The sequence below is a fragment of the Leisingera sp. M658 genome, from assembly GCF_025144145.1.
Lineage (GTDB): Bacteria > Pseudomonadota > Alphaproteobacteria > Rhodobacterales > Rhodobacteraceae > Leisingera.
Map to the genome: position 1 here is coordinate 66,205 of NZ_CP083548.1, position 24,824 is coordinate 91,028.

At 62.7% G+C, this 24,824-nt stretch carries 19 protein-coding genes and 1 pseudogene; 15 read left to right on the forward strand and 5 right to left on the reverse strand.

Going from position 1 to position 24,824, the window contains the following annotated elements:
* Positions 1 to 362 precede the first annotated feature (362 nt).
* The 12 genes and pseudogenes from K3724_RS22165 to K3724_RS22220 all read left to right on the forward strand — a co-directional run.
* Positions 363 to 1,670, forward strand: coding sequence for an IucA/IucC family siderophore biosynthesis protein (locus K3724_RS22165; protein WP_259993068.1), 1,308 nt, complete (start codon positions 363 to 365; stop codon positions 1,668 to 1,670).
* Complete coding sequence (locus tag K3724_RS22170) at positions 1,657 to 3,132, forward strand: IucA/IucC family siderophore biosynthesis protein (protein ID WP_259993045.1); 1,476 nt, start codon at positions 1,657 to 1,659, stop codon at positions 3,130 to 3,132. Before K3724_RS22165 ends, K3724_RS22170 begins: the two co-directional genes overlap by 14 nt.
* 1 nt (position 3,133) lies before the next feature.
* Positions 3,134 to 4,066, forward strand: coding sequence for an AMP-binding protein (locus K3724_RS22175; RefSeq protein ID WP_259993046.1), 933 nt, complete (start codon positions 3,134 to 3,136; stop codon positions 4,064 to 4,066).
* Positions 4,044 to 5,294 (forward strand): DUF6005 family protein, encoded by a 1,251-nt coding sequence (locus tag K3724_RS22180; protein WP_259993048.1) that lies wholly within the window; start codon positions 4,044 to 4,046, stop codon positions 5,292 to 5,294. Before K3724_RS22175 ends, K3724_RS22180 begins: the two co-directional genes overlap by 23 nt.
* Complete coding sequence (locus K3724_RS22185) at positions 5,291 to 5,788, forward strand: sugar phosphate isomerase/epimerase (RefSeq protein ID WP_259993049.1); 498 nt, start codon at positions 5,291 to 5,293, stop codon at positions 5,786 to 5,788. The genes K3724_RS22180 and K3724_RS22185 overlap by 4 nt, the downstream gene beginning before the upstream one ends.
* A gap of 257 nt (positions 5,789 to 6,045) precedes the next feature.
* The gene (locus tag K3724_RS22190) at positions 6,046 to 6,543 is read left to right on the forward strand and encodes a TetR/AcrR family transcriptional regulator (RefSeq protein WP_259993050.1); all 498 of its coding nucleotides are present in this window, start codon (positions 6,046 to 6,048) and stop codon (positions 6,541 to 6,543) included.
* Between the two features lie 132 nt (positions 6,544 to 6,675).
* Entirely contained in the window at positions 6,676 to 7,569 is an 894-nt protein-coding gene (locus K3724_RS22195; RefSeq protein WP_259993051.1) for an NAD(P)-dependent oxidoreductase, read from the forward strand.
* Positions 7,570 to 7,633: 64 nt separating this feature from the next.
* Complete coding sequence (locus K3724_RS22200) at positions 7,634 to 8,383, forward strand: arylmalonate decarboxylase (RefSeq protein WP_259993052.1); 750 nt, start codon at positions 7,634 to 7,636, stop codon at positions 8,381 to 8,383.
* A gap of 129 nt (positions 8,384 to 8,512) precedes the next feature.
* Positions 8,513 to 12,454: an amino acid adenylation domain-containing protein gene (locus tag K3724_RS22205; RefSeq protein ID WP_259993053.1), complete on the forward strand. Its 3,942-nt coding sequence runs from the start codon at positions 8,513 to 8,515 to the stop codon at positions 12,452 to 12,454.
* A gap of 4 nt (positions 12,455 to 12,458) precedes the next feature.
* On the forward strand, positions 12,459 to 12,692 hold the full coding sequence (locus K3724_RS22210) for a tautomerase family protein (RefSeq protein ID WP_259993054.1): 234 nt from the start codon (positions 12,459 to 12,461) through the stop codon (positions 12,690 to 12,692).
* Between the two features lie 32 nt (positions 12,693 to 12,724).
* Positions 12,725 to 13,963, forward strand: coding sequence for an MFS transporter (locus tag K3724_RS22215; protein WP_259993056.1), 1,239 nt, complete (start codon positions 12,725 to 12,727; stop codon positions 13,961 to 13,963).
* A gap of 316 nt (positions 13,964 to 14,279) precedes the next feature.
* Positions 14,280 to 14,649: pseudogene (locus tag K3724_RS22220) on the forward strand (hypothetical protein); the annotation flags it as partial.
* Here K3724_RS22220 and K3724_RS22225 read toward each other — a convergent pair.
* On the reverse strand, positions 14,650 to 15,768 hold the full coding sequence (locus K3724_RS22225) for a trypsin-like peptidase domain-containing protein (RefSeq protein WP_259993057.1): 1,119 nt from the start codon (positions 15,766 to 15,768) through the stop codon (positions 14,650 to 14,652).
* Positions 15,769 to 15,909: 141 nt separating this feature from the next.
* Between K3724_RS22225 and K3724_RS22230 the strand changes: the two genes are divergently transcribed.
* Positions 15,910 to 16,581, forward strand: coding sequence for a response regulator transcription factor (locus tag K3724_RS22230; protein ID WP_259993058.1), 672 nt, complete (start codon positions 15,910 to 15,912; stop codon positions 16,579 to 16,581).
* A 40-nt stretch (positions 16,582 to 16,621) separates the two neighbouring features.
* On the forward strand, positions 16,622 to 17,929 hold the full coding sequence (locus tag K3724_RS22235; protein WP_259993059.1) for a HAMP domain-containing sensor histidine kinase: 1,308 nt from the start codon (positions 16,622 to 16,624) through the stop codon (positions 17,927 to 17,929).
* On the opposite strand, the gene K3724_RS22240 is transcribed toward K3724_RS22235, so the two are convergent.
* Complete coding sequence (locus tag K3724_RS22240) at positions 17,926 to 19,416, reverse strand: PLP-dependent aminotransferase family protein (RefSeq protein ID WP_259993060.1); 1,491 nt, start codon at positions 19,414 to 19,416, stop codon at positions 17,926 to 17,928. The genes K3724_RS22235 and K3724_RS22240 overlap by 4 nt on opposite strands.
* A 122-nt stretch (positions 19,417 to 19,538) precedes the next feature.
* Between K3724_RS22240 and K3724_RS22245 the strand changes: the two genes are divergently transcribed.
* Positions 19,539 to 20,873, forward strand: a complete 1,335-nt coding sequence (locus K3724_RS22245; protein WP_259993061.1) for a uroporphyrinogen decarboxylase family protein — start codon at positions 19,539 to 19,541, stop codon at positions 20,871 to 20,873.
* 78 nt (positions 20,874 to 20,951) lie between these two features.
* Here K3724_RS22245 and guaD read toward each other — a convergent pair whose 3' ends face one another.
* From guaD to xdhC, 3 genes are all read right to left on the reverse strand, one after another.
* Positions 20,952 to 22,250, reverse strand: coding sequence for a guanine deaminase (gene guaD / locus K3724_RS22250; protein ID WP_259993062.1), 1,299 nt, complete (start codon positions 22,248 to 22,250; stop codon positions 20,952 to 20,954).
* Between the two features lie 63 nt (positions 22,251 to 22,313).
* Positions 22,314 to 23,897 (reverse strand): xanthine/uracil/vitamin C permease, encoded by a 1,584-nt coding sequence (locus K3724_RS22255; protein ID WP_259992912.1) that lies wholly within the window; start codon positions 23,895 to 23,897, stop codon positions 22,314 to 22,316.
* Positions 23,898 to 23,928: 31 nt separating this feature from the next.
* A complete protein-coding gene (gene xdhC / locus K3724_RS22260; protein ID WP_259992914.1) occupies positions 23,929 to 24,822 on the reverse strand; it encodes a xanthine dehydrogenase accessory protein XdhC in 894 nt (297 codons plus the stop codon).
* Positions 24,823 to 24,824: the final 2 nt, after the last annotated feature.

Below are 24,824 nucleotides of genomic sequence, written 5' to 3' on the forward strand. Positions count from 1 at the left end.
TATTGCCATGCGCGGTCTTCTGCCGGATACTGTAAACCCTTCGTATTTTTGGAAAACCCGCTTCCCCGCCCACCGGAATCCGATTAATGAGAGTGGTGTGAATTCAACGTCACACCAGGCATCGCGCTGTCCGCCGGTGCCGCTCAGCAGCCAGCTATCCCGCCAGTTCACGTCGAAACAGACCCGGTTGACCTGAATGCTTTGCACATCTGAACGCCCGCGATCCCGGTAAGCTGCCAGAGTTCCTGCGCGGCGTCTTCAACAGCAACGCCGAAATCTAAAAGGTCCTGCGCCGCAAGGCCGGCACGCCCGGCCCAGACAGCTTTCTGACAGCTGAGCAGGCGCTTTCCTACGGCCACTGGCTGCACCCCACTCCCAAAAGCCACGACGGGCTGACCGGCTGGCAGCAGGCGGCATACGCTCCCGAATACGCAAGCCGGTTTCCGCTCACCTTCTTTGCTGCCGACAAGAGCATCGTCTCGCAAGGCGCCGCACAAGGGGCCGCCACGGACATGGTTCATCAGATCCCAGGCATCGCCGGGGCGTTTCAGCTGCAAGCCCATGAAATCCTGATCCCGGCGCACCCGCTGCAGGCGCAGATGCTGCGGCTGGATCCGGCGGTGCAGGCGCTGCTCGCCTCGGGCAAACTGCGCGACCTGGGCGCGGCGGGGGGGAATTTTGCCGCCACCTCCTCGGTGGGCACGGTTTATGCTCCGGATTGCCCCTGGAAGCTGAAATACTCAATCCCGATGCGGCTGACCAACTCGCTGCGCGTCACCCTGCGCAGCGAATTGGACGTGGGTGTGTCCATGGCCCGGCTGCTGCGCCGGCTGGACGCCGCGAAACTCAGCCCGTGTTTTTGCATCATCGACGACCCCGCCTATTTGACCCTGGACATGCCGGGCCGCCGCGAAAGCGGGTTTGAGGTGATCTTCCGCGACAAACCCTTCATGGGTGCGGCGGACAAGGGTGTCTACAACCTCGCGGCCCTCACCGCCGGCCCGCTGCCCGGCCGCAGTGTGCTTTTGATCACCCTCATCAAACGGCTGGCAGCCGCCCGCGGCCAGTCCTGCGCCGAAACCGCCCGTCTGTGGTTCGAAGCCTATCTCGACTGCATGCTCGACCCGATGCTGCAGCTTTATGACCGGCACGGCATCGCGCTTGAGGCGCACCAGCAGAACAGCCTGCTGGACCTCAGCACCGGCCTGCCGTCCTACGCCTATTTCCGTGACAATCAGGGCTATTTCATCACCCGCGACGCTTTTCCCAGCCTCAGCGCGCTGGAGCCGTCGCTGGCGGGCCAACCAGCGCTGGTCTGCCCGCGCGGCCACATCAACGAACGATTGGCCTATTACCTGGTGGTGAACCAGATCTCTGCGGTGATCCACCGTCTGGGCTGCGACGAGCTGACCCAGGAAACCGCACTGCTCTTGCAGCTGCACCGCCGTCTGACTGCCGCAGCCAGCCGGTTTACCGGTGCTGCGGCAGAGTTTGCCCGCTACCTGCTGACCGCTCCGTCGCTGGCCGCCAAAGCCAACCTGCTGACCCGCGTCCATAACATTGACGAGCTGGAGGCCGCCGCGCAGGAGGGGATGTTCCTGCAGATGCGGAACCCCATCGCGGCAGCCCAGCCGCAGCCCGCGCCGGAGCTTGCCGATGTCCCTGCATGAGCCATTGAACCGCGCCAGCGCTGCCCCCCGTGTGCTGCGCCAGCTGTGCGAGGCGCTCTTGTGCGAGGGCGGCAGAAATTGGCGCCCCGCTATGACCGAGGACGTCCTGACAGCAGTGGCGGACCCCTCTCCCGCAATGGAGATTCTGCGCACCGACCTCTGCCACACCGAACACCTCAGCGATCTGACTGCGCTGCATGTTCCGGCGGCAGCCCGGCGGCACAGGCTAAGTATCTCAGCATTGGAAACCGCCCTGCACGAAGGCCACCCCTATCACCCCTGCTACAAGGCCCGCAGCGGGTTTTCGGACGCCGACCATCTCGCCTACGGACCAGAGGGCGGCGCAACCTTCCGCCTGACCGGCGTGCTGTTCCTCCATGATTTGGTGCAGCAGGTGCTGCCCTGCAAAAACTTCTGGGAACAGGAGCTGGGCCGGGATGAATGGCAGCGCATCACCGCGCTGGCGGAGGCACAGGGCGCACCGCTCAGCTCCCACTGCCTGCTCCCCTTGCACCCCTGGCAGCACGCCAAACTGCAGGACGATCCGCTGTTCAACACATGGTGCGATGCGGGCCAGCTGGCAGAGATCGGCCCCATCGGCGCGCAGTACCGCGCCACCCGGTCGGTTCGTACCCTGATGAACGCCGACACCCCCGCCTGCGCCCATGTGAAAACCGCGATGATGATACGCAACACCTCCGCCCTGCGCGCCCTGGCGCCGGAATCCGTGACCGTCGCCCCCGCCATTTCCGGGTGGCTGGCGGATGTGCTGGACAGCGACCCGCTGTTCACCAGCCGCTACCCGCTGACCATTCTGCCGGAATACGCCGCCATCACCGCCGGCCGCGGCACTGCGCTCGATGGGCATCTGGCCGCGATCTGGCGCCGCAGCCCGCAGTCCCTCGGCTTGCCCGCGGACAGCATGATGCCGATGAACGGTCTCGCGCTGACCGAACCGGACGGCACGCCCCTGATTGCCCCCTGGATCGCACAGCACGGACTGGATGCCTGGCTGGACAGGCTGATCGAAGTGGCCGTGCTGCCCGTCTGGCACCTCATGGTCGCCCACGGCATCGGGCTTGAGGCACACGGCCAGAACCTGATCCTGCAGCATGAAAACGGCTGGCCTACCGGCCTGATCGCCCGCGATTTCCACGAAAGCCTCGAATACGTGCAAGAGTTGCTGCCGCGCCCTGACCTCTGCCTGGATCTGTCGCAAATCGGCCCGGTATATGCGGCCCCAGCATTGGACCAATGCCTCCGGATGTCCAGCCCCGAGGAACTGCGCTGGCTGGTGATGGACACGCTGTTTGTCTTCAACCTCGCCGACCTCTCTGACCTGCTGCAGCGCCGCTACGGCCTGGCAGAGACCGCTTTCTGGCGCCGGGTGCGCACCCGGCTGGATTGCTATGCGTCCGAGCACGGGATGCAGGACAGGCATCCCGCCGGAAACCGCCCGTGAAATGGCCCAGGCGGCGGGCTGCGATGTGATGCTCAGCGACGGGCTGAAGCAAACCGAGCTGCCGCAAGACCAGGACTCCCCGCGCAGGGGTGTTCTGGTGCAGATGAGTTCGGGCACCACGGGTGCGGCCAAGGTGATCACCCGCACATGGGAGGAAATCGCGACTGATGTCGAAAGCTACGCCGCCTTCTTCACCGCCAGCGCCGCGATGACGCCAGTGATCGCCTGCCCCGTTACCCATTCCTACGGGCTGATTGCCGGCGTCTTCGTGGCGCTGCACCGCGGCCATGTGCTGGTGGTGCTCGACAGCCTGAACCCGAAATACACCTTGCGCCGCCTGCGCGAGACGGATCAGCCGCTGCTCTATACCTCGCCCGCGATGCTGCACACGCTGGCCCGCCTCCTGCCTGCGGAGCAAAGGCTCTACGCTGCCAACACCTCTGGCACCGTCCTGCTGGAGGCCTGGTTCCAGCTGATCCGCGCCCGCACCATCCATCTGTTCCAGCAGTACGGCTGCTCCGAGGCTGGATGTGTTGCCATCAACCCCGACCTGCAGTCCCCCTATGACGTCGGCCACCCGTTGCCGCACGTTACCCTGACTGCAGGCCGCAACGGCACTCCGGATGCAGTGCGTATCAACGTAGCCGGACGTTCAATCGACACCGGCGACCTCGGCCACCTGAATGATACCGGCATGCTGGTCTTTACCGCCCGCGCCGATGACATGATCAATGTGGCGGGCCTAAACGTTTACCCGCAGGACATCGAGCAAGCCGTCATGGCGCTGCCTGGCGTCAGTGACGCCGTCGCCTTCCGCATTGCGGACCCGCACAGCGGCACCCGCGCCGGGCCAACGACAAGATCAGCCGCCGCGAGATCGCCGCAAAATTCACACCGGAGAGTGCAGACGCATGACCTACGACCATGTCCTTGAGGCCATCCGCCAGACCCTCGCCGGACCGCTCGCCAATCCGCATATGCAGAACTTCAGCGCGCAAGCCATGCTGAACGACGACCTGCACATCGACTCGGTGATCCTCATCAATCTGATGCTGCATCTGGAGACGGACCATGGCGTTGAGATGCCCGAACGCGAGCTGTCCAAGAGCGATTTTGCCACCGTCGACGGCCTGATCCGCATGCTGCTGGGCGCGACTCCCGCGCCTGAGCCGGACACCGCCCCCGCCCCCAGCGAAATCACCGTGCATTGCTTTGTCAGCTGCCTCTGCGCCGCCATTCGACGGCATGAGCATCTGAATTTCCACCCCTTCTACTTTGGCACCTGGGACAGCAGCTTTGCCGTCACACCCGCGATGCAGCTCGCCTACCACAGCGAAGAAATCACCCAGGATCTGTACGCGGGCTGGGTCGAACGGCTCTACAATATCCCGGTGCGCGAATGGTACGACCACGGACAGACCAAGGAGCAGAACCTGATCCGTTTCGAACAGCTCCTCTCGCCCAAATCCGATGATGAGCAGCTGGTGATTTTCCTCGACATGTTCCACCTGCCGGAGCGCGAGAACAAGTACAACCAGAACCCCTTCCCGCATTATGTCATCATTGAGCTGACAGATGATCCGGACCTCTGGCATCTTTATGACCCGGATTACCGCTGGCGCGGCGGCCTGCCGCGCGAGGCGATCCTGAATGCGATGGCGCAGCCCACCGTCGCGGGCGGCTACATTCTGCACAGTGGCCATGCGCAGGCGCCCCGGCCGCAGGATTTTGCCGCCTATTTTGCCGGGACCTTTCGCGTGAATGACAACCTGCTGACCTCCGCCCTGCGGCGGATCTTCAGCTACCACTGCGATCCCGCCCGTCTGCTGGCGCTGGCCGACCTTGGACGCGCGGTGCGGGAAATGCCGGTGTTCTCCTTTCGCAAATACGCCTATGAACACGCCTTTGCCTTCTTCTGGCAGGCGCTGTGCGAGGGGTTCCGAAGCCTGCATTTTCTGGCCGCCCGCATCGCCCATAAAGGCGACCGTGCCTTGAACCCCGACCTGTTCACGGCGCTGGATGCGCTGGATCAGCTTGAATTCACCATCAAAGGGGCGCTCAAGGCCCAGTTCGGCATCTGGTGCGCCATCAACCTGCCAGCGCAGGCCACTCTTCAGGCCAGTTCCCCGGCCAGCCCCCAGCCGCAGGAGGTTCCGGCATGAAAATCTCGCTTTGCACCATTTCCTTCCGCCACCAGCTGATCGGGCTCAAGGACATTGCCTACTGGGCCCGCGACAACGGCTTTCAGGGCATCGAATTATGGGCCATTCACGCGCGCAAACAATTCCCCTTGGCCATTCACAATGCCCAGTGGATGGCCGCGCAGGGGTTGTCGGTGCCGATGATCAGCGACTACCTGCCGCTGCATGATCCGGATCTGCTGCGCAGCCGCACCCTGGCGCTTTGTGCCCAGGCCCGGACCTGGGGGGCTGGCAAGATGCGCACCTTTGCAGGCCGGCAAGCCAGCGCTGCGGCCACCCCGGACGAGCGCCGCCAGACCATCCGCGCCCTGCGCGAGGCCTGCATCATCGCGGCCGCCCACGGGCTGCGGCTTTTGGTCGAAACCCACTCCGGTTCCTTGGCCGATACGCTGGCCAGCACCGGCCATCAGATCAGCCAAGGGTCTGTTCCGGTAAGGGGCCGAACAGTACGATAAGGCCCGAAATTTCAGGAGTGATATCCGAAGCAAGCAGCAGCCAACCCCCTATCGTTTGGCTGCTGCCTCGCGGCTTTCCCCCGCTACGCTTAATCAGCTAACACAACATTGTTGCATGAATCTCTGTTCTGGCCTAGTTCTGAAACATTCGGTACAGAATGGTTGAGAGCACTATGAGGCCAAGAGAATTTGATGAAGGCGCGGTGGTTGACGCGGTCATGCGCACATTCTGGCGCAATGGCTATGCTGCGACCTCCATGAATGATCTGGTGGAAGCAACCGGCCTGTCCCGCAGCACCATTTACAATTCCTTCGGGGGCAAGAAAACGCTTTTTGCGCTTGCCCTTAAAGAATACCGGAGGGTAACCACCGAGAATGTCGCGCTGATCTCCCGGCCAGGTGATGTAAGAAACAACCTCCGGGCACTGCTGCTGTCCATCGTTGACAGCGAGCTGAGCGACCATGAGGGTTTTGGCTGTTTTGCCGCCAACAGCAGCCTGGAGGTTTCCGGCCGGGATCCGGAACTCAGCGCGCTGGTCGCGCAGCATTTCGAGCGGCTGGAGAGCGGGTTGCTGCGCCTTCTAAAGCGCGGCCAAAAGGCCGGAGAAATTTCGCCTGATCAGGACTGTCAAATGCTATCCCGGTACTTTGTTGCGGTAATACAAGGCATTAGAGTTGTCAGTAAAGGGCTTCCAGCGGCCTGCCGCCAGCCCTATCTGCACAGTATCGTCGAAGCCTCCATCGAAACGGTGTAACAGTAGCATGAAGTTCTCCTATTGGTTGTTGACTGTTATGGAATGATTGTTCCATAAGCGGTTTTAAATGCGGCCGCCCCAGTGGGGTTAACTTCACAGCGGTCGCTGGAACCCAAGAAACAGAGGTTAAACATGACACCGGACGCAATTTCGCCGCCACCCCGTTCCGCCCTGTGCGTGGCAGTTCTGGGAGCCGGGCTGATGGGGGCCCCGATGGCACGCAACATCGCTGCGGCCGGCTGCCAGGTCCATGTATGGAACCGCTCCCCAGACAAGGTTTTAACCTTGGCGGCCCCGAATATCACAGTAGCTGCGGATCCCGCCGAGGCGGTTCAGAACGCCAGAGTCATTGTGACCATGCTGAAAGACGCAAGGGCCATCGCGGAAGTCATGTCGGCGCTGCCGGACGCTGAGAGCGTGCCGGAGACACCTGTCTGCTGGCTGCAGATGAGCACAGTCGGGCCGGCCGACATGTCCGGGCTGAAGACGCTGGCGGACCGCAAGGGGCTTACCCTGATCGACGCACCAGTGCTTGGCACCCGCCAGCCGGCAGAGGCCGGGCAGCTTCTTGTGCTGGCTGCCGGTCCGGACAGTACAAAGGAAGCTGTGCAGCCGGTGCTGGATGCTGTTGGCAAAGCGACCCGCTGGCTGGACACCGCCCCCGGAATGGCAACCCGGCTGAAGCTGGCGCTGAACAGCTGGGTTTTCGCACTGACCCATGGAGCGGCAGAGAGCCTGGCCCTGGCTCGCGGCCTGGGACTGGATCCGGAACTGGTGGCGGAGATTCTGCGTGGCGGGCCACTGGATACCCCCTTCTTTCAAATGAAAGCCCAGGCCATGGCATCGGGAGATTTCACTCCGGCTTTCACCGTAGACAACGCCGTCAAGGACAGTGGGCTGATCCTTGATGCCGCTCGGGAGGCAGGCGTGCGGGCGGATTTGGCCGAGGCAGGCCTGAATCGCTACCGGCGGGTGCAGGCGCAAGGCCGGGGCGATGCTGATATGGCAGCCTCAATCCTTGCCTGAACTCCGCAGCGGCGGCCATTGGGCCGCTGCCCTCAAGAATTTTTCATATTTACAGGATCTGACTATGAGTAATTTTCTCGGCAAGCGGCTGCGCATTGGCGTTGCCATTCCGTCAACCAACACTTCAGCGCAGCCTGAAATGGAGGACATGCGCCCCTTTGGCGTCACCAATCACATCGGCAGGATGCTTATTGATGATGATTCCCTGACCCATACGGATGGCTTTAACCGGGTGATTGAAAACATCCGTAGCTCCACCCCGGACGCCATCCGCAGCCTGCGCCATTGCGGCACCGGGGCGATCATTGCTGCGGTATCGCCAGATGGCTATTGGGAAGGCCACGCTGCGCATGAGGCTTTGCATGGCCGTCTTGCGGAAGCAGCAGGTGGTGCAAAGATCATTATGAGCGCAGATGCAATCCTGGCAGCGTTGAAGGCACTTGGCGGAATCCGGCGAATTGGCCTTATTTCGCCCTATCTGGAACTGGGCGATGAACCGGTTTCGCGGTTCTTCACTGACAGCGGGATCGAGGTTGCAGCCACGCATGGCCTTGGCGGGCGGACACCGTCAAATATCTCGGATGTTTCCCCGGCAAATCTGCGTGACGCGGTGCTGGACGTTGACGGACCGGATGTGGAAGCCATTGTCCAGGTCGGAACCAATGTTCCCATGGCGGATTTTGCCGCTGCCGCGGAAACCTGGATTGGAAAACCGGTGCTGTCGAATAATGCGGTTCTCTACTGGCACGCTTTGCGTAGCTGCGGCGTGACCGACCCGATCTCCGGCCGAGGTCTTCTCTACGAAAACCACTGACTCGTTCCGTAGCAGGCGTACCTGCTGCCGGCATCTATTCTGAAAAGCAACTTCTCACTGCCGGCCTGCCTCGGCGGTGAGTGGCCACCAGTTTTGTAATGAACATTCCAATACTTGACAGGACATACCATGAGCACCCCCAACTCGCTCCTCTCCAGACCCGTTACCGCCCGCCCGCAGCAGACCGATATCACCCGCGCGCTGCTGCGCACCGCGTCGGAACGCACCTCGCTGGTTGATATGCTGATGCTGCAGGTGCGCTGCCGCGGTGAAGAAATCGCGGTATGCGACGATACCAGCGCATTGCGCTATAACGATCTGGCCGAATATGCCGCCCGCCTGGCCGCCCGCCTGAAACGCACAGGTGTCGGCGCGGGAAGCCGGGTGGGGCTGTTCGCGGACTCCTCTGCCGAGATGATGGCCGGCCTCTGGGGTATTCTGTTCTCAGGCGGCACCTATCTGCCGCTGGGCACCGATTACCCAGTGGACCGGCTGAGCTATATGATCCGCGATGCGGGTATTGACGTGATTGTCACCCAGGACAAGCTGCGCGGCCGCCTGGCCGAGATGATCCTGCCGGAAGTTACCGTGATCACCTTGGATGCGCTGGATGCGGTCCCTGGCCGGGAAGACAGCGATTGTTTGTGCGGCCCTGCGCTGCTGGAGGATGATCTGGCCTATATGATCTACACCTCCGGCACCACCGGTGCCCCTAAGGGTGTTGGCATTTCCCATGCGGCGATCCTCAACCAGCTGTCCTGGCTGCAGACTGAGCAGAAGCTGCGTGTAGGCGAAGTCATCCTGCAGAAAACCCCTGTCAGCTTTGACGCTGCGCAGTGGGAGCTGCTGGCAGTCTGCTGCGGCGTTCAGGTGGTGATGGGCCGCCCCGGCGTTTACCGCGACCCGGAAGCGCTGATTGAGCAGGTCAAACAGCATGGAGTTACTATGCTGCAGGGGGTTCCGACCTTGCTGCAGGCATTGGTCGACCTGCCGGAATTCGAAACTTGCACCAGCCTGACCAGCCTGTTCAGCGGCGGTGAAGCCTTGACCCGCAAACTGGCCGCCCGGATTTTTGAGTCCCGCCCCGGCTGCCGACTGGTGAATCTCTACGGCCCGACCGAATGCACCATTAACGCCACCGCCCATACGGTGGATCCGGCAGCGCTGGAGAATGGCCCGGAGATGATCCCGATCGGCCAGCCAGCCGCCAATACAAGCTGCTGGATTCTGGATGGAAATCTGCAACCCGTTGCCGATGGCGCTGCCGGGGAGCTCTATATCGGCGGCCGTCAGCTGGCCAATGGCTATCATGATCGCGGCGACCTGACCGCCGAGCGTTTTATCACCTGGATCAGCCCGGCTGGCGGCATGCCGCTGCGGCTGTACAAAACCGGGGATCTGGTGCGGCGCAACCCCGATGGCAGTCTGCAATTCCAGGGCCGCGCCGACAATCAGGTCAAATTCCGCGGCTACCGGATTGAACTGGATGAAATCCGTTTGGCGATTGAGAACCACGACTGGGTCAAGGCCGCCGGGGTGTTTGTGAAACCGCATGCCCGCACCGGCCAGCCGGTTCTTGCTGCCGGTATTGAGCTGAACCAGCGTGAAGCACCGCTGATGGATCAGGGCAATGCCGGTGCCCACCACCACAGCAAGAAAAGCCGCCTGCAAGTGCGCGCGCAGCTGTCCGGCGCGGGCTTGCGCAGCACGGCGGAAACCGAAGGGCGCAAAACCTATGCCCTGGCGGGTGCCGATGCGGACGCAGCCCAGCGGCAGCTGGCTTTTGCCCGCAAGACCTATCGTTTCTACGAAGGCGGAGAGGTCTCAGCCGAGGATGTGCTTTCGGTTCTGGCGCAGCCGGAACAACCGGCCTCAGCCGCAGGCGGGCTTGAGGCGCTCAGCCCCGGCGATCTGGGTTTTCTGCTGCGCTGGCTGGGTCAGTTCACCAGCGGGGAAAGGTTGCTGCCCAAGCATGCCTATGCCTCACCGGGCGCACTGAACGCGACACAGGTATATGTAGAGCTGGCCAATGTGGCGGGGTTTGAGCCCGGTTATTACTATTACCATCCGGCCCGCCATGAACTGGTTCTGACAGCGCCGCGCCCGGCCTCGGCCAAGCCGGTAATGCAGCTGCATTTCGTGGGCAATATTCCGGCGATTGAACCGGTATACAAGAACAACCTCTGCGAGGTGCTGGAATTTGAAACCGGCCATATTCTGGGCCTGATGGATCATGTCCTGCCCGCCCATGGCCTGGGAATCGGTGCGGGTACAGCTGGGCCTGATGCGCTGACGCATCTGCAATGCGGCCCGGATCATATCTATATTGCGGGCTATGCGGTCACTGCACATGCCGACCGGCAAACAGATCTGCCGGTGGATTTCTATGTGCAGGCCCATGGCAGCAAGGTGTCGGGATTGGAGCCGGGACATTATGCCTACCGGGACGGCGGCTTGCAGCCGTTCTCGCGCCACATCATGGAACAGCGCCATGTGATCGCCATCAACCAGCGTGTTTATCAGCGCGCCAGCGGCATGATCTCGATGGTCAGCCGGGATGCGGAGCGCTGGCACGCCTATATCGACCTGGGCCGCAGTCTGCAGCGTGTGCAGCAGAACAGCCGCCGGATCGGGACCATGTCGTCCGGCTACAGCTCCAAATCGGGAAATGATCTTGTTGCGGCGGTCCGTCTTAAGGACATTCTGAACGCGCAGGGCTTTACTTCCGGTGCCTGCTACAGTGCCGTTTTCGGCAAGGTCAGCGCCGAACAAATCGCGCATGAAGGCATGCACGAAGACAGCGTGCATATGGAAGGCCCGGCTGAACTGATCCGCCGCGACCTGCAGTCATTGCTGCCCGATTATATGGTGCCCAGCAAACTGGCGCTGGTGCCGTCGATCCCCTGCAGCGCGTCGGGCAAAGTGGATGTGAATGCCCTTAAGGCGCTCCCTGAGTTCGACGATGCCGCTGCCGAACGTGAGATCATCAACCCCCGCAACGATACGGAAACCCGGTTGGCAGGGATCTGGTGTGCGGAAATGGGCATCGAGGACGTCTCGGTACAGGACGATTTCTTTGAAATCGGCGGCGACTCGCTGAAGGCCGTCAAACTGGTGCAGGGCATCAACCGGACCTTTGAGGCCAGCCTGCCGGTGCAGGTGCTGTTTGAGGACACGACCATCGAAGCACTGGCGCGCCGGTTGGATGGCGGCAGCGCAGACTCCAGCCTGTCGCGTGCAGTGCCATTGAAGAAAGGTACAGGCGCCCCGGTGTTCTGCTGGCCCGGCCTTGGCGGCTACCCGATGAACCTGCGCCATCTTGCGCGGGAGATTGACACGCCCCGTCCCGTCATCGGCGTGCAGGCCTCGGGCGTGAACCCGGGCGAGAAGGTCTGCGGTTCGATCCAGGAAATGGCAGCTCGCGATGCCGAACTGATCCGTCAGGCGCAGCCGGAGGGGCCCTACACGCTCTGGGGATATTCCTTTGGCGCGCGTGTGGCTTATGAGACCGCCTATCAGCTGGAGCAGGCGGGCAGCGAGGTAGCGGAGCTGACCCTGATCGCGCCAGGCTCTCCGGAGTTGCCCGGCGGAGATCCCGTTCGTGCGGATGAGGCCGCGCTGTTCCGCGATCCGTCCTTCCTGACCATCCTGTATTCAGTCTTTGCGCAGACTATCGCTGCGGACCGGGTGGCCCCGGTGATCGAACAGGTCTCGGATCTGGATGGCTTCGTAACGTATATCGCTGCCGAAAAGCCGGATCTCGGCCTGGGCATGATCGGCCGTATCACCCGGTTGGTGGCACAGACCTATGCGCCGGAATACGGGCTGCAGATGGAACAGCGCCAGGTGACCGCGCCGGTGCGCCTGTTCAGGGCATCAGGCGACAATCTCTCCTTCCTGGAGGAAGCCACCCGCACTCTTGCCGCTCCGGCACCGGTCCACACGCTTGCTGCGGACCACTATCAGCTGCTCAAACCCGGCGGCGTTTCCGAATTGGCCGCTGCAATTCGCCGCCACGTTCCGGCATGGCAGCCGGCCCGCCCTGAAACCCCTAATCTGCAAGAGGCCTGATCCCATGCCCCACGTCATCATCAAACATTTCGACGCCACTCTGACGGCGGAACAGCACGCCGCCCTTTCCGAAGCCATTACCCGGTCGGTCACTCAGGCATTTGGCTGCTCCCCGCACGCGGTATCCATCGCACTGCGTCCGGTGGCGCCGGATGACTGGCACGGCAGCGTCTTTGTTCCGGATATCAAAACCCGTCCGCAAGAATTGCTCAAATCGCCGGATTATTCGGCGGTTTGACCCCCGCATACCACCTGTTGAAAGGACACCCTATGACCACACGCATTGCCAAAGCATCACCAGCGTTACTGCTGGTCGCGATATTCCTGATCTCACTGAACCTACGCCCTGCAGTTGCTGCCATCGGCCCGCTGGTGTCGCAAATCCTGGGCGATACCGGTGTCAATTCCACCATCATCGGCTTCCTGACCATGATCCCCGTGTTTCTGATGGGCATTGGCGCCATCTATGTGCGCCAGCTGCGTGCGGCATTGGGTGAGCGCGGCGGCATCACGCTGGGCGCGGTGATCATCGCCCTGTCCTGTGCAGCCCGCATGTGGCTGCCCACCGGTGCCGGCCTTCTTGTCACCGCCGCCGGGGCCGGGATTGGCATTGCCATGGTGCAATCGCTAATGCCGGGCTTCGCCAAGCGCAATTTCGGTGCGGCAACCGGCCGGGTGATTGGCCTCTACTCCACCGGGATCGTGGCGGGGGCTTGCATCGCAGCGGGTACGGCTGCAGGGCTTGCGTCTTCGCTGGATTGGACCGGTACTCTGGCGGCCTGGGGCCTGCCCGCAGTTCTCGCGGTTCTGATCTGGGCCATGGCCGCACGCAACGCCGATAGCGAGCGCGCAGCACCTGCCCCCGCAGCGGGCACCACGCCGCCGCAGTTCTGGCGCAGCGCGCGCTGCTGGTCGCTGATGCTGTTTTTCGGGGTCGGCACCGGCGCCTTCATGCTGGTGATGGCCTGGATCCCGCCCTTCTATCTGGAACAGGGACTGGATCAAGGTGCTGCAGGCCTGTTGCTGTCGGTGCTGACGGTGATCGAAGCGGCAACAGCCTTGGGCGTGGCGGCTTTCATTCACCATTTCCCGGACCGCCGCGGCCCGCTGGTTGTTGCGCTGATCCTGACAGCTTTGGGTTTCGGCGTGCTGTACACCGCCCCGATTGACATGTCCTTCCTGGCAATGGCGTTGCTGGGTGTTGGCATCGGCATTCTGTTCCCGCTGTCAATCATCGTAGCCATCGATCACGTTGATGATCCCACAACCGCAGGCAACTTCACCTCTTTCGTGCAGGGCGGCGGCTATATTCTGGCAAGCTTCGTGCCTTTGACCGCTGGTGCGGTTCGGGATGCAATGTCAGACCTTAGCAACGTCTGGCTGGTGATGGCGGCAGGGTCGCTCCTGATGATCTTCCTTGCTGTGCGCTACTCTCCTGAAAGCTACAAACGCTTCTCCACCATGCTGCGCAGCGTTTCTCTGGGCCGCGGACTGCGCGCAGCCAGCTGACACCGGTTCCTCCCCAAGCAGGGCCTATCCTGCCGCGCTATCCCCGTTGCAAAACGGGGATAGCATTTGTTGTGCTGATGCTGATGCTGATGCAAAAAATGTACCTAGCATCTGTATTGTTCAGACGGTCTGAGCGGCCCGTTTCCGGCGGGAATTGCAGAGTGTGCTGACCATTGATACGAGCTTGCGGGCAACGGCAATAATGACGACTTTGTGCGGTCTTCCTGCCTTCCGCAGCCGGTCTGCAAAGGGTTTCAGGACCGGATTGTGATGCGCTTCATCTCAGGCATGCTTCACAGCCTTGCCGGGCAACGGGAACGAGAAAGGCATCTTCGCGCGGATTATGGCCGACCTGGCTGCCGAGCACTGCGAAGAGCAGACGATCATGATCCCCTCTCGGGACTTCGCTGAGTGATGCCCTGCCGGGCAGTGGACGCGACCTATCTCAAGGCACACTGCACCGCGGCCGGTATGGCCGCGAAAAAGGGAGGCGTGGCCGCCTATTCGGCAGAACCAAGGGTGGCATGAATACCAAACTGCATGCCGTCTGTGAAAGCCAAGGGCGCCCGCTCAACCCGTTTGTTACCGCCGGGCAAGTCAGCGGCTGCATCGGTGCCCGGGCTTTGCTCAGCAGTCACCCGGTCGTGGGCTGGCTGCCAAGTGATCGCGGGCATGACGCCGGTTGGCTATGAAACCTGACCCTGGCTGGCGCGGTCGCCCAAGGTGACATCCAGGGTGACTTCCTTGCCCCTGCGCAGCACCTCGATCTGTGCCGCTTCTCCGGGGGCATTCATCGCCACCGCTGCGGTCAGATCGCGCAGCTCATTGACGTCAGCCCCGCGAAACCGCAGCACCACGTCGCCCGGCTTGAGGCCGGCTTCAGCTGCGGGGCTGTCAGCCGCCACGCTTTCGATCACCACGCCCTTGCCTGCCTCGCGGCCCAGCACGTTGGCGGCGTCCTCGGACAGCGGTTTGATTTGCACGCCCAGCCAGCCGCGGGTGATCTCGCCATCATCCTCCAGATCAGCGACGATCTGCTGCACCATGTCCGAGGGCACGGCAAAGCCGATCCCGACCGAGCCGCCGCCGGGCGAATAGATCATAGTGTTGACGCCGACAACCTCCCCTTCGGCATTGAACAGCGGACCGCCGGAATTGCCCCGGTTGATCGCCGCGTCGGTCTGGATGAAGTCATCAAACGGCCCGGCGTTGATATTGCGGGAGGTGGCCGAGACGATGCCCGATGTCACCGTGCCCGCCAGGCCGAAGGGGCTTCCCATGGCAAGCACTTCGTCACCCACCCGCAGCGCGTCTGAGGATCCGAATTCCACCACCGTGAGCGGCGCGGCGGCCTCGACCTTAAGCAGGGCAATATCAGTCAGCGGGTCGGCCCCGATCACGGTGGCTTCATGCACGCTGCCATCGGCCAGGGTGACGGATACGGTCTGGGCATTGTCGATCACGTGGTGGTTGGTGACGATCAGCCCGTCTCCGGAGATCACGAAGCCGGAGCCTGCGCCCTTCACCGGGCGGCTGTCGTCGAACCGGGGCATTTTGCCGCCGAACCGGCGCATGAATTCTTCCATGAACTTGTCATTCGGCATGGTCTGCCGGCCGGAAGCTGGCTGCGCCTTGCCGGTGACCTCGACAAACACAACCGCAGGCGAGATGGTTTCGACCAGATCCGCATAACCGCCCGCCGGCACCGCCAGTGCGGGTGCAGGCGCCAGGGTAAACATCGCCGCTGCTGAGGCGGCAGCGGTCAGGGCAAAGGCAAACCGTTTGGGAGCATGGGCTTTGGGCATCTTCGTTTCCTTGCGTTGAAGTGATGCAAGGCAGATGGCGGGTGCGGATTTCAATGTCCTGACGTCTTCTATACAGATCTGTAATGTGTGCAGAGGCGCGACACGGTGTATCACCGGGCCGGCAGCAAAGCGGGGGAAGCCTTGAAGATCCTGGTGATGGAAGACGACACGACCACGGGGCCTTATGTGGCCACGGGGTTGCGCGAGGAGGGGCATAGTGTTGATCTCGTCACTGATGGCCGCGAGGGGCTGCTGCAGGCCAACGCGGCTGACTACGACGTGCTGATCATCGACCGGATGCTGCCCGGCCTGGACGGGCTGAGCCTGATCAAGACCCTGCGCGGCGCCGGGCTGCGCACGCCTGCGATCATGCTGACCGCACTCAGCGGCGTGAACGACCGGATCGACGGGCTGGAGGCTGGGGCGGACGATTACCTGGTCAAACCCTTCGCCTTTGGCGAGTTGGCCGCCCGTGTTGCTGCCCTCGCCCGCCGCCCAGGGCTGCAGACACAGGAAACTGTGCTCCGGGCCGGTGATCTGGAGATGGATCTGGTCCGCCGCAAGGTGACCCGCGAAGGGCAGGAGATTGACCTGCTGCCGCGCGAATTCCGCCTGCTGGAGCATTTGATGCGCCGCAAGGGCCGGGTGCAGACCCGCACCATGCTGCTGGAGGCGGTCTGGGACATCAGTTTCGACCCGCAGACCAATGTGGTGGAGACCCATATCTCCCGTTTGCGCGCCAAGATGGACAAGCCCTTTGCCAGCGATCTGATCGAAACCGTCCGCGGTGCGGGGTACCGGATTGCCGGGTGACCGGCGGAGCCGTACGCGGGCTTTGCTGCGCTCGTCGCCGATGCGGCAGTCGCTGTGGCTGTCGCTGCTGTTTGTGGCGGCCAGTGCGCTCAGCCTTGGGATCACCTACTATGTTGCGCATGGTTCCCAGCGGCAGGCGATCGAGGAGAGCCTGACTCAGGATATGGCGGGTTTCCGGGCCACGCCTTCCGCCGCTGCACTGGCCGCATTGGTCAATGCTGAGACTGCCGAGACCGATCCGCAACGGCGCCTTCTCAGCTACCGCCGCCCGGGCGGGCGGATCGTGGCCGGCAATGCGGCGATCATGCAGCAGCAGGAAGGGTTCCGGGTTGTGGCACTGGGGCCGGCCCCGGTTGAGATCACCGGCCGCTTCATCTCTCTTAGCGAATACATCCACGGCGGGCTGCTGACCGTCGCGCAGACTGCCAAGCCTCTGGACGACCTGCGGCAGACCTATCTGCGGGTGCTGTTTTTCAGCCTGCTGCCGGCCATTGCCATCGCAGTCCTGGGCGGCGTGCTGCTGGCGCGGCGCTCGGCCCGGTCGCTGGCGGGGATTGAGCACACCCTGTCGGCGCTGACCTCCGGCGATCTTGGCGCTCGGGTGCCGGAAGCGGCGCGCCGGAGCGACATCACCCGTATCGGCCAGAGCGTGAATCGCATGGCCCGGGCACAGCAGCAATCAACCGAGGCGCTGCGGCAGGTCTCTGCCGATATTGCCCATGACCTGAAAACGCCGATCCAGCGGGTGGCGGTGCAGCTTGCCCGCTTGCAGGAAATGCCGGACCTGCCGTCAAATGCGCAATCGCTGGCGGATCAGGCGCTTGCGGAGACCCGCGGCATCACCCGTATTTTTCAGGCGCTGCTGCAGATTGCCCAGCTGGAAGGCGGCACGCCGAGATCGCGGTTCGAACCGGTGGACCTCTGCGAAATCGCAGCCACCTTTGCCGAAATCTATGAACCGGCCGCCGAAGAGCAAAACCGGACGTTCACGCTCAGCCTGCCTGAAATGCCGGTCCTGGTCAGCGGTGACCGGGCGCTGCTCGGCCAGTTGCTGGCAAATCTGATCGAAAACGCTCTGCGCCACACGCCGGAAGGTTCCGGCATCAGCTTGTCGCTGCAGCACAACAGGGAGACAATCCTGTCCCTGCGCGATCACGGCCCCGGCATTCCCGAGGCCGAGCACCAGAATGTGCTGCGCCGCCTTTACCGCCTGGAACAAAGCCGCACCACCCAGGGCAGCGGCCTCGGCCTCAGCCTGGTAGCGGCAATTGCCGAGCTGCATGGCGCCAGGCTGACCCTGTCCGATGCAAATCCCGGCTTGCAAGTTGAGGTGGCCTTCAGCGGTTAGTGCGCTGACCTGAGTTCCTTCAGCACCTCCGCCAGCCGTTTGACCAGCCGTGGAATGATCCGTTCATCCACGCCGGAAAAGCCAAGCACCAGCGCCGCGCGGTCAATCGGTTCGATGCAGTAGACCGAGATTGGCAGCGAGTCGATGCCCGCCGCCAACAGTGCCTCATGCGCGGCCTGATCATCAATACCGTGTTTCAGCCAGGCCACCATATGCATGCCGGCATCGGTGCGCTGCGGCTCCAGGAATTCACTGCATTCGCGTGCCAGGCTCTCAAACAGCACATCCCGGCGGACCCGGTATAGCTTGCGCATCTTGCGGATATGCTCGGTGAATCGCCCGTCCGCCATAAAACGCGCCATCGCCTCTTCCACCACGGCGGAGGAGTTCTGCCCCAAAAGGTTGCGCGCGGTGGCAAAGGTTCCGGCGAATTCCGGCGGCACCACCACATAGCCCAGCCGCATTGCCGCAAACATCGATTTCGAGAACGTGCCCACGTAAAACACCCGCCGCGCGCTGTCCAAGGCGCTGAGCGCGGGCAGCGGCCGGCCGCGGTAGCGGAACTCGCTGTCGTAATCGTCCTCGATGATCCAGGCGTTGTTTTCCTGTGCGTAATTCAGCAGTGCCAGCCGCCGCCCCAGGCTCATCGTGGTGCCCAATGGCTGCTGATGCGACGGGGTGGTGAAAATCAGCGCGGGCTTCGGATACCGGCGGACAGCGTGGTCCAGATCCAGCCCCTCGCCGTCCACCGGCACCGGTGCCACCTGGGCCCCCATGATCTGCATCACGTCCCGTCCTGCGATATGGCCGGGGTTTTCGTACCAGACCGTATCCCCCTGATTGAGCAAAACAAAAGCAATCAGAACAAAGGCTTGCTGCGCGCCGGAGGTGATGATGACCCGCTCCGCATCAACCTTCATGCCGCGGGCATCACCCAGATGCCTGGCAATCGCCTCGCGCAGGGCTGCATTGCCATTCACCTGCCCGTAACTCAAGCTGCGCCGCGCGTTCCGTTCCATCGCCCCGGCCATGTATTTCTGCCAGAGCTTCGCCGGAAACTGTTCCAGCGCAGGCACGCCGGGACGAAAGGGCGCGGTCTCGCCGTAGCGCGCAAGGGACTTTGACGCGGTGATGGTTCGCGCGTGGTCGGAAATCTCGAAATCTGCCGGTTTTTCTCTGCGCCGCGGTGCGCGGACCTGCGGAAAAGCCTCTGTATCCAGCCCCTCGGCAACAAACGTGCCGGCCCCGGTCTTGGCCTGGGCATAGCCCTCCGCGATGATCTGTTCATAGACATTCTTGACCGTGATCCGCGAAATCCCCAGCTCCTGTGCCAGTTCGCGGGTGGAGGGCAGCTTTTGCCCCGGCGCAAGCGACCCGTCCAGGATCAGCCGCCGCAAGGAAGCATCCAGCTGCCGGTAGATCGGCACCGGGGAGTCGCGTTCGATTGTGAAACCTTGCAGCAAGGCGCCGCCCGGGGATTTCGGCATTGGTACAAGTGGGTCTATAGTTGGGTCAATAACGGGTATAGTTGATGTACCCACTCTTTAGTAGCCTCAATCCAAACTGGTGCAAAACGCGCCACGGGTTCACGAAGGTTTGAGGCCGATCCATGACCAGAATTGAAGATTACGCATTCCCCAAGGGTCTTGACCTGTTGCGGGCCTGGCAGGCGGGCGATGCCGGGGCCAAGGCAGAAATGAAGCGGGTGTTCGACGCGGCCATCGCCGGCGGTTTTGACGCCAATTTCGGGCAAAAGGCCGACCCGAACCGGGTCAACAGCGTTGCCTCGGTCCACATGCTGGCACTGGCGGTGCTGAACGATCTTTATGGGATTGAGACCCGCGAGTATTACCACGAGGACCCCTATCGCTATGTCCGCGCCAACCTTGCGGTCAGCCGCCTGCTGGGGGTGAACAAGTTCTACATCACCTGGGCGCTTTATGCTTGGTCCTGCGAGCCGCTGGGCCAGACCATGATGTATCCGGATAAATACCCGCCGGGTGCCGACCCCGATAACATGCTGATCAGCAAGGACAACTGGCGCGACTTGAAGACTCCGGATTTCACCTCTGGGGTGCCGCTGGCGATCACCAGGATCCTGCGGGTGCATGAGGAGCTGACCGGTCTGCCGCCGCTGTTGCAGATCACCGCGCCTTACAGCCTGGCCGCTGACATCTATGGGCAGGAGCCGCTGCTGGGCGATGTGGTGAATGATCCGGATGAGGTGAACGCACTGCTGGATCATCTGGGCGACGTGGTGCTGGGGCCGTGGATGGACCACCATATCGCCACCTTCCCGAACGGCTGGATCGAACTGTCGGATGCCTCCGGCTCGCCTTTCTTCATTGGGCCTGAGAACTGCAAAAACATGTCGATCCGCGCGATCCGGCACATGCTGAGGGACAAGCCCTATGCCGGCCGGGCGTTCGACAACAACTACCGCGGCGACCACGTGACGCTGGCCAGGAAGAAAGACCGCCGCTCCCGCCGCCGCGGCGGCACCGAGGCAAGCACCGCCGCCACACCCGAACCGGCGCCCTTGGAAAACCCGGCCCTGTTGGAACTGACAGATGCAAAGGTGAGCGTGAACCCGGTCTTCATAATGCGGCTGGCTGCGGACAAGGTTGACATCTCTTTCTATGAACAGCAGGCGATCGCCCGGAACATGCCGCTGACCTCGGGTATCGGCTCACCCGAAATCGACCGTAACAGCATCGAGGATCTGGACGCCGCCAAGGCAGAAACCCGCGGGATGGCCCGTACCCATGTGGCGGCAATCCGCAACGTCTGCGCCCATGTGGATCTGCCCGAGGACAACCACGTCAGCCAGGCTTGGCCGAGCCACATCTATTTCGAGGACGTCAACCTGCACACAGAGTTCGATCTAGTCGAGATTATACTTGAGGAAGTTTATGGCGCGGAGCCGGTCCAGCGCCGTTCCTGAAGGTTTCACTCCCTGCCGGGACGCCTCTGTCCGGCAGCTATGGACCGGCCCTTGGGCCGGTCTTTTTTCAACGGATACTCAAACCTTCATCGGTTTGCCAGCCGCATAGGTCTGCGCGATGGAGCGGTCGTCGCCCAGGGTCTGCAGGATAAACAGCTCCTCGGACAGGGTTTCGGCCCGCTGCATCCGCAGATCCATCGCCGGGGTGGCGCGGGAATCGAGCACCACGATGTCGGCCTCGGTGCCGGCGTCCAGCGTGCCGATTTTGTTCGCCAGCCCAAGCGCCACCGCGTTGCCGCGAGTGATCCAGTGGAAAGCGCGCAAGGGATGCAGTTTCTGGTTCTGCAGCTGCAGGACCTTGTAGCCTTCGTTCAGGGTCTGCAGCATCGAATAGCTGGTGCCGGCGCCGATATCGGTGGCAATTGCATTGGTGATGCCGCGGCCGCGCAGCCCTGCGTCGTCGAACAGCCCGCTGCCCAGGAACAGGTTCGAGGTCGGGCAGAACACCGGCTTGGCCTGGGTCTCGGCCAGCGCATCGATCTCGCGCGGTTTCAGGTGGATCGAGTGGCCCAGCAGCATCTTTTCCGTCAGCAGCCCGTAGGACTGGTAGACATCCAGATAATCGCGTGTCTGCGGGTACAGTTCGGCGGTAAAGGCTATCTCGTCATGGTTTTCCGACAGATGGGTTTGCACGTAGCACTCGGGGTGCTCCTTCACCAGTGCACCCGCCATCTCCATCTGATCAGGGGTGGAGGTGATGGCGAAGCGCGGGGTGACCGCATACATCCCGCGGCCTTTGCCGTGGTACCTCGCGATCAGCTCCTTAGTATCGTCGTAGCCGCTGACGGGCGTGTCCAGCAGCCCCTCGGGTGCGTTGCGGTCCATCAGGACCTTGCCGCCGATCATCCGCATGTTGCGGCGCGCGGCCTCGTCGAAATACGCCTCGGCTGAAGTTTTGTGGACCGAGCAATAGGCGACAGCCGTGGTGGTGCCGTGGCTGGCCAACAGGTCAAAGAAATGCCCGGCCATCTGCGCGCTGTGGCCGGCATCGGCAAAGCGGACCTCCTCGGGGAAGGTATAATTGTTCAGCCATTCCAGCAGTTGTGACCCCCAGGAAGCGATCACCTGCACCTGCGGGAAATGCAGGTGGGTGTCGATGAAGCCGGCCATAAGGATGTTCGGGCGATGGTCGATCACCTGCGCCTCCGCCGCCTGCGCGGCCAGATCGCCATAGCTGCCCTTGGCCAGGATCATACCGTCCGCCAGCAAGAGCGCACCGTCCTCGATGAACTGATAGGCGCTGGTGTCGTCAGCGCCTTGCGGTTCAGCGGTGAAGGTCAGCACCCGCCCGCGCAGCAGCGTCTGTTTCGATGTCATGTCTTTGATGTCCTTGGTTCGCAGGCAGGGGACGCGGTGCCCCCTGCCCCTTTTCATTTGGGATTATTCGCCTGCAGGCAGGTGCGGCACATGGGGTTTGGCAGCGTCCTCATGCTCATCCGCCTTGTGGAAGATCGGATAGATGAACAGGAACGCAGCCGCGATCAGGTAGCCCATTGCGACGCCGCTGAATTCCGGCCAGTGCAGGCTGGCAGAATGGATCACACCGACCAGCGACATCACCGCCGCCGCCAGGGCAAAGCCGCCCGCGTTGCGGAAGTCGCCGTCGATCACGCTGGCGACAATGGCGCCCCAGATCAGCCCGGTCAGGATGGCACCCTGGCTGAGAGCCAGATGACCTTCGTAATGCGCGCCCTGCTGCAGCAGCGCCGCGGTCAGCTCAGCATCACCCAGCTGCGCCATGCCGGTGGCACCCAATGCGCCCAATGCGCCGGCCAGTGCGCCCCATTTGATCACCAGGAAGGCCGAGACATGCGGCATCATCGCGATGGTCACCGCCGCGATATGGTCTGTCTTCACCGAATGCGCGGTGTTGGTCACCAGGCTGAGCGCCACAAACACCAGAACCGGCGCGGCAGCGGCCACGGGGATCAGGTTGTTGAGGAACGCCAAGAGGCCAAAGAAGGCGGCAAAGGGGATCACCAGGCCAACGCCGATGATATAGCCCGAGCGCGCGCCCATGCGTTTATAGGCCGGATGGCCGATATAGGCGGTGGTCGGGAACGGCGAGCCGAAGACCGCACCGATCATGGTGCCGACACCGTCGGTCACCTGGCACAGACCGACCGGATAGTGGTCGCCTGCCGCTTCGGCGCTTTCGACGTTGTTCATGGTCTCAATAAAGTTGTAGATCTGCACCGGCACCAGAACCAGGAACAGCTCCGGGTTGGCAAACAGATGCTGGATGCCGGCAATCAGGTCCCCGAAGTAGGGGATCGGCAGGTAGACGCCCACACCCTCGAACGAGACCGAAGCCTTGCCCATTCCCAGCGCTACAACGGTGCCGACGATCAGCGCCAGAAGGCCCGCCGGAATGTTGAACGGCAGCCGGTGACGGCCGACCAGGCCCCACAGGATGATGATCATCGAGGCAAAGCCAATGAACGGATCCTCGAAAATCGTGGCCAGCGGCACGGTGCCGATGAACACCAGTGCAATGCCGCACAGCGTGCCCAGCATGCCGGCGCGCGGGGTCACGCGTTTGAGCCATGGGCCGACGATGGCGCCAAGGCCAGCCACGATACCGCCCATGAAGCCCGCGCCAATGCCCACCTGCCAGGCCAGCATGGCGTCATTGGTGGACCAGTAGATCGGCCCGATCACGCCGAACAGATAGACGAACATGACGGGCGTTGAGATGCCATAGGGCAGCGCAGTCACGTCGCGCCCCTCTTTCTCGGCTGTATGTTTGGCCAGCCAGGTGTAAACCGCGACACCGGCCAGGATCGCCACTGCGGCACCCGGCACGATGCGGCCGAACACGATCTCTGCAGGCATGTTGAAGACAAACTGACAGATGCCCGAAAGCACAATCAGGTTGATCAGGTTGTCGGTAAACAACGCCCAGAATGCACTGAAGTCATTCCGCGCGAACAGTTTGTATGTGTAGCTCCGCCCTGTGGTCATGGCGGCCTCCTCCTATCAGAGGACGCAGTCCTTAACGGCTGATCACTCCAGCCGTGTCTCCCTCTGCGTCCGGTTGCTTGCCCGTTTGAGGCAAATCAATGCTCCGTGCTGGAGCGGACGCGGCAGTTTCAGAGGTCAATTCAGCGATCACTTCCGCAGCCACGAAGGCCGCGATGACGCTGGGCCGCTTGTCGCGGCTGCCGCTTGCCCCGATGGGGCAGATGAGACGGTCGGTTCGCTGACCGTCGCAATGATCCCGGCACCAGCGGCGGAATTTCTCCCGCTTGGTGGCCGATCCGATCAGGCCCACGTACCCGGCATCACCGCGCTGCAGGGCAGCGGAGGCAAGCAGGAAGTCGAGCGCGTGATCATGGGTGAGAACAACAAAGGCGCTGCCCGCCGGGGCGGTGGCAATGTCGATCTCGGGAATGGCGCTTTGGCGGATTTCCACATCCGCTTGGGCTTGGGCCAATTCTTCGGCGCGCTGGTCAATCAGGATGCAGCGCACCGGCATATGCTGGAACAGATCCGTCAGGGCGCGGCCCACGTGGCCTGCGCCCATCACATAGACATGCGGCAGGGTCTGCTCATCAACCTGCTGGCGGGCAATGGCATCGTCGCGGTCTGCCTGGCGCATCTGCGCCAGCGACATTTCCACCCGGCCGCCGCAGCACTGGCCGATTTCCGGCCCCAATGGCACGTCCAGCGTGTCGCTGATCACATCCTGCTTCAGCATCCGCCGGGCGTGGTCGATGGCGATATATTCAAGCTGGCCGCCGCCAATGGTGCCCCACAGGCCGTCCGCCGCCACAAACATGCAGGTGCCGGCCCCGCGCGGGGAGGATCCGCGAACGCGGGTCAGCGCGACCTGCACCACACGGCTGTGGCTGGCCAGAAAATCCTGGAGGGAGAGGCGGCGGGCCATGG

Excerpts from the sequence above, each read along its gene's own strand:
- K3724_RS22200 (WP_259993052.1), top strand. The coding sequence starts at position 7,634 with ATGAGTAATTTTCTCGGCAAGCGGCTGCGCATTGGCGTTGCCATTCCG.
- K3724_RS22210 (WP_259993054.1), top strand. The coding sequence starts at position 12,459 with ATGCCCCACGTCATCATCAAACATTTCGACGCCACTCTGACGGCGGAA.
- K3724_RS22175 (WP_259993046.1), top strand. The coding sequence starts at position 3,134 with ATGGCCCAGGCGGCGGGCTGCGATGTGATGCTCAGCGACGGGCTGAAG.
- K3724_RS22225 (WP_259993057.1), bottom strand. The coding sequence starts at position 15,768 with ATGCCCAAAGCCCATGCTCCCAAACGGTTTGCCTTTGCCCTGACCGCT.
- K3724_RS22170 (WP_259993045.1), top strand. The coding sequence starts at position 1,657 with ATGTCCCTGCATGAGCCATTGAACCGCGCCAGCGCTGCCCCCCGTGTG.
- K3724_RS22185 (WP_259993049.1), top strand. The coding sequence starts at position 5,291 with ATGAAAATCTCGCTTTGCACCATTTCCTTCCGCCACCAGCTGATCGGG.
- K3724_RS22205 (WP_259993053.1), top strand. The coding sequence starts at position 8,513 with ATGAGCACCCCCAACTCGCTCCTCTCCAGACCCGTTACCGCCCGCCCG.
- K3724_RS22240 (WP_259993060.1), bottom strand. The coding sequence starts at position 19,416 with ATGCCGAAATCCCCGGGCGGCGCCTTGCTGCAAGGTTTCACAATCGAA.
- K3724_RS22190 (WP_259993050.1), top strand. The coding sequence starts at position 6,046 with ATGAATGATCTGGTGGAAGCAACCGGCCTGTCCCGCAGCACCATTTAC.
- K3724_RS22195 (WP_259993051.1), top strand. The coding sequence starts at position 6,676 with ATGACACCGGACGCAATTTCGCCGCCACCCCGTTCCGCCCTGTGCGTG.
- guaD (WP_259993062.1), bottom strand. The coding sequence starts at position 22,250 with ATGACATCGAAACAGACGCTGCTGCGCGGGCGGGTGCTGACCTTCACC.
- K3724_RS22245 (WP_259993061.1), top strand. The coding sequence starts at position 19,539 with ATGACCAGAATTGAAGATTACGCATTCCCCAAGGGTCTTGACCTGTTG.
- K3724_RS22235 (WP_259993059.1), top strand. The coding sequence starts at position 16,622 with ATGCGGCAGTCGCTGTGGCTGTCGCTGCTGTTTGTGGCGGCCAGTGCG.
- K3724_RS22215 (WP_259993056.1), top strand. The coding sequence starts at position 12,725 with ATGACCACACGCATTGCCAAAGCATCACCAGCGTTACTGCTGGTCGCG.
- K3724_RS22255 (WP_259992912.1), bottom strand. The coding sequence starts at position 23,897 with ATGACCACAGGGCGGAGCTACACATACAAACTGTTCGCGCGGAATGAC.
- K3724_RS22180 (WP_259993048.1), top strand. The coding sequence starts at position 4,044 with ATGACCTACGACCATGTCCTTGAGGCCATCCGCCAGACCCTCGCCGGA.
- xdhC (WP_259992914.1), bottom strand. The coding sequence starts at position 24,822 with ATGGCCCGCCGCCTCTCCCTCCAGGATTTTCTGGCCAGCCACAGCCGT.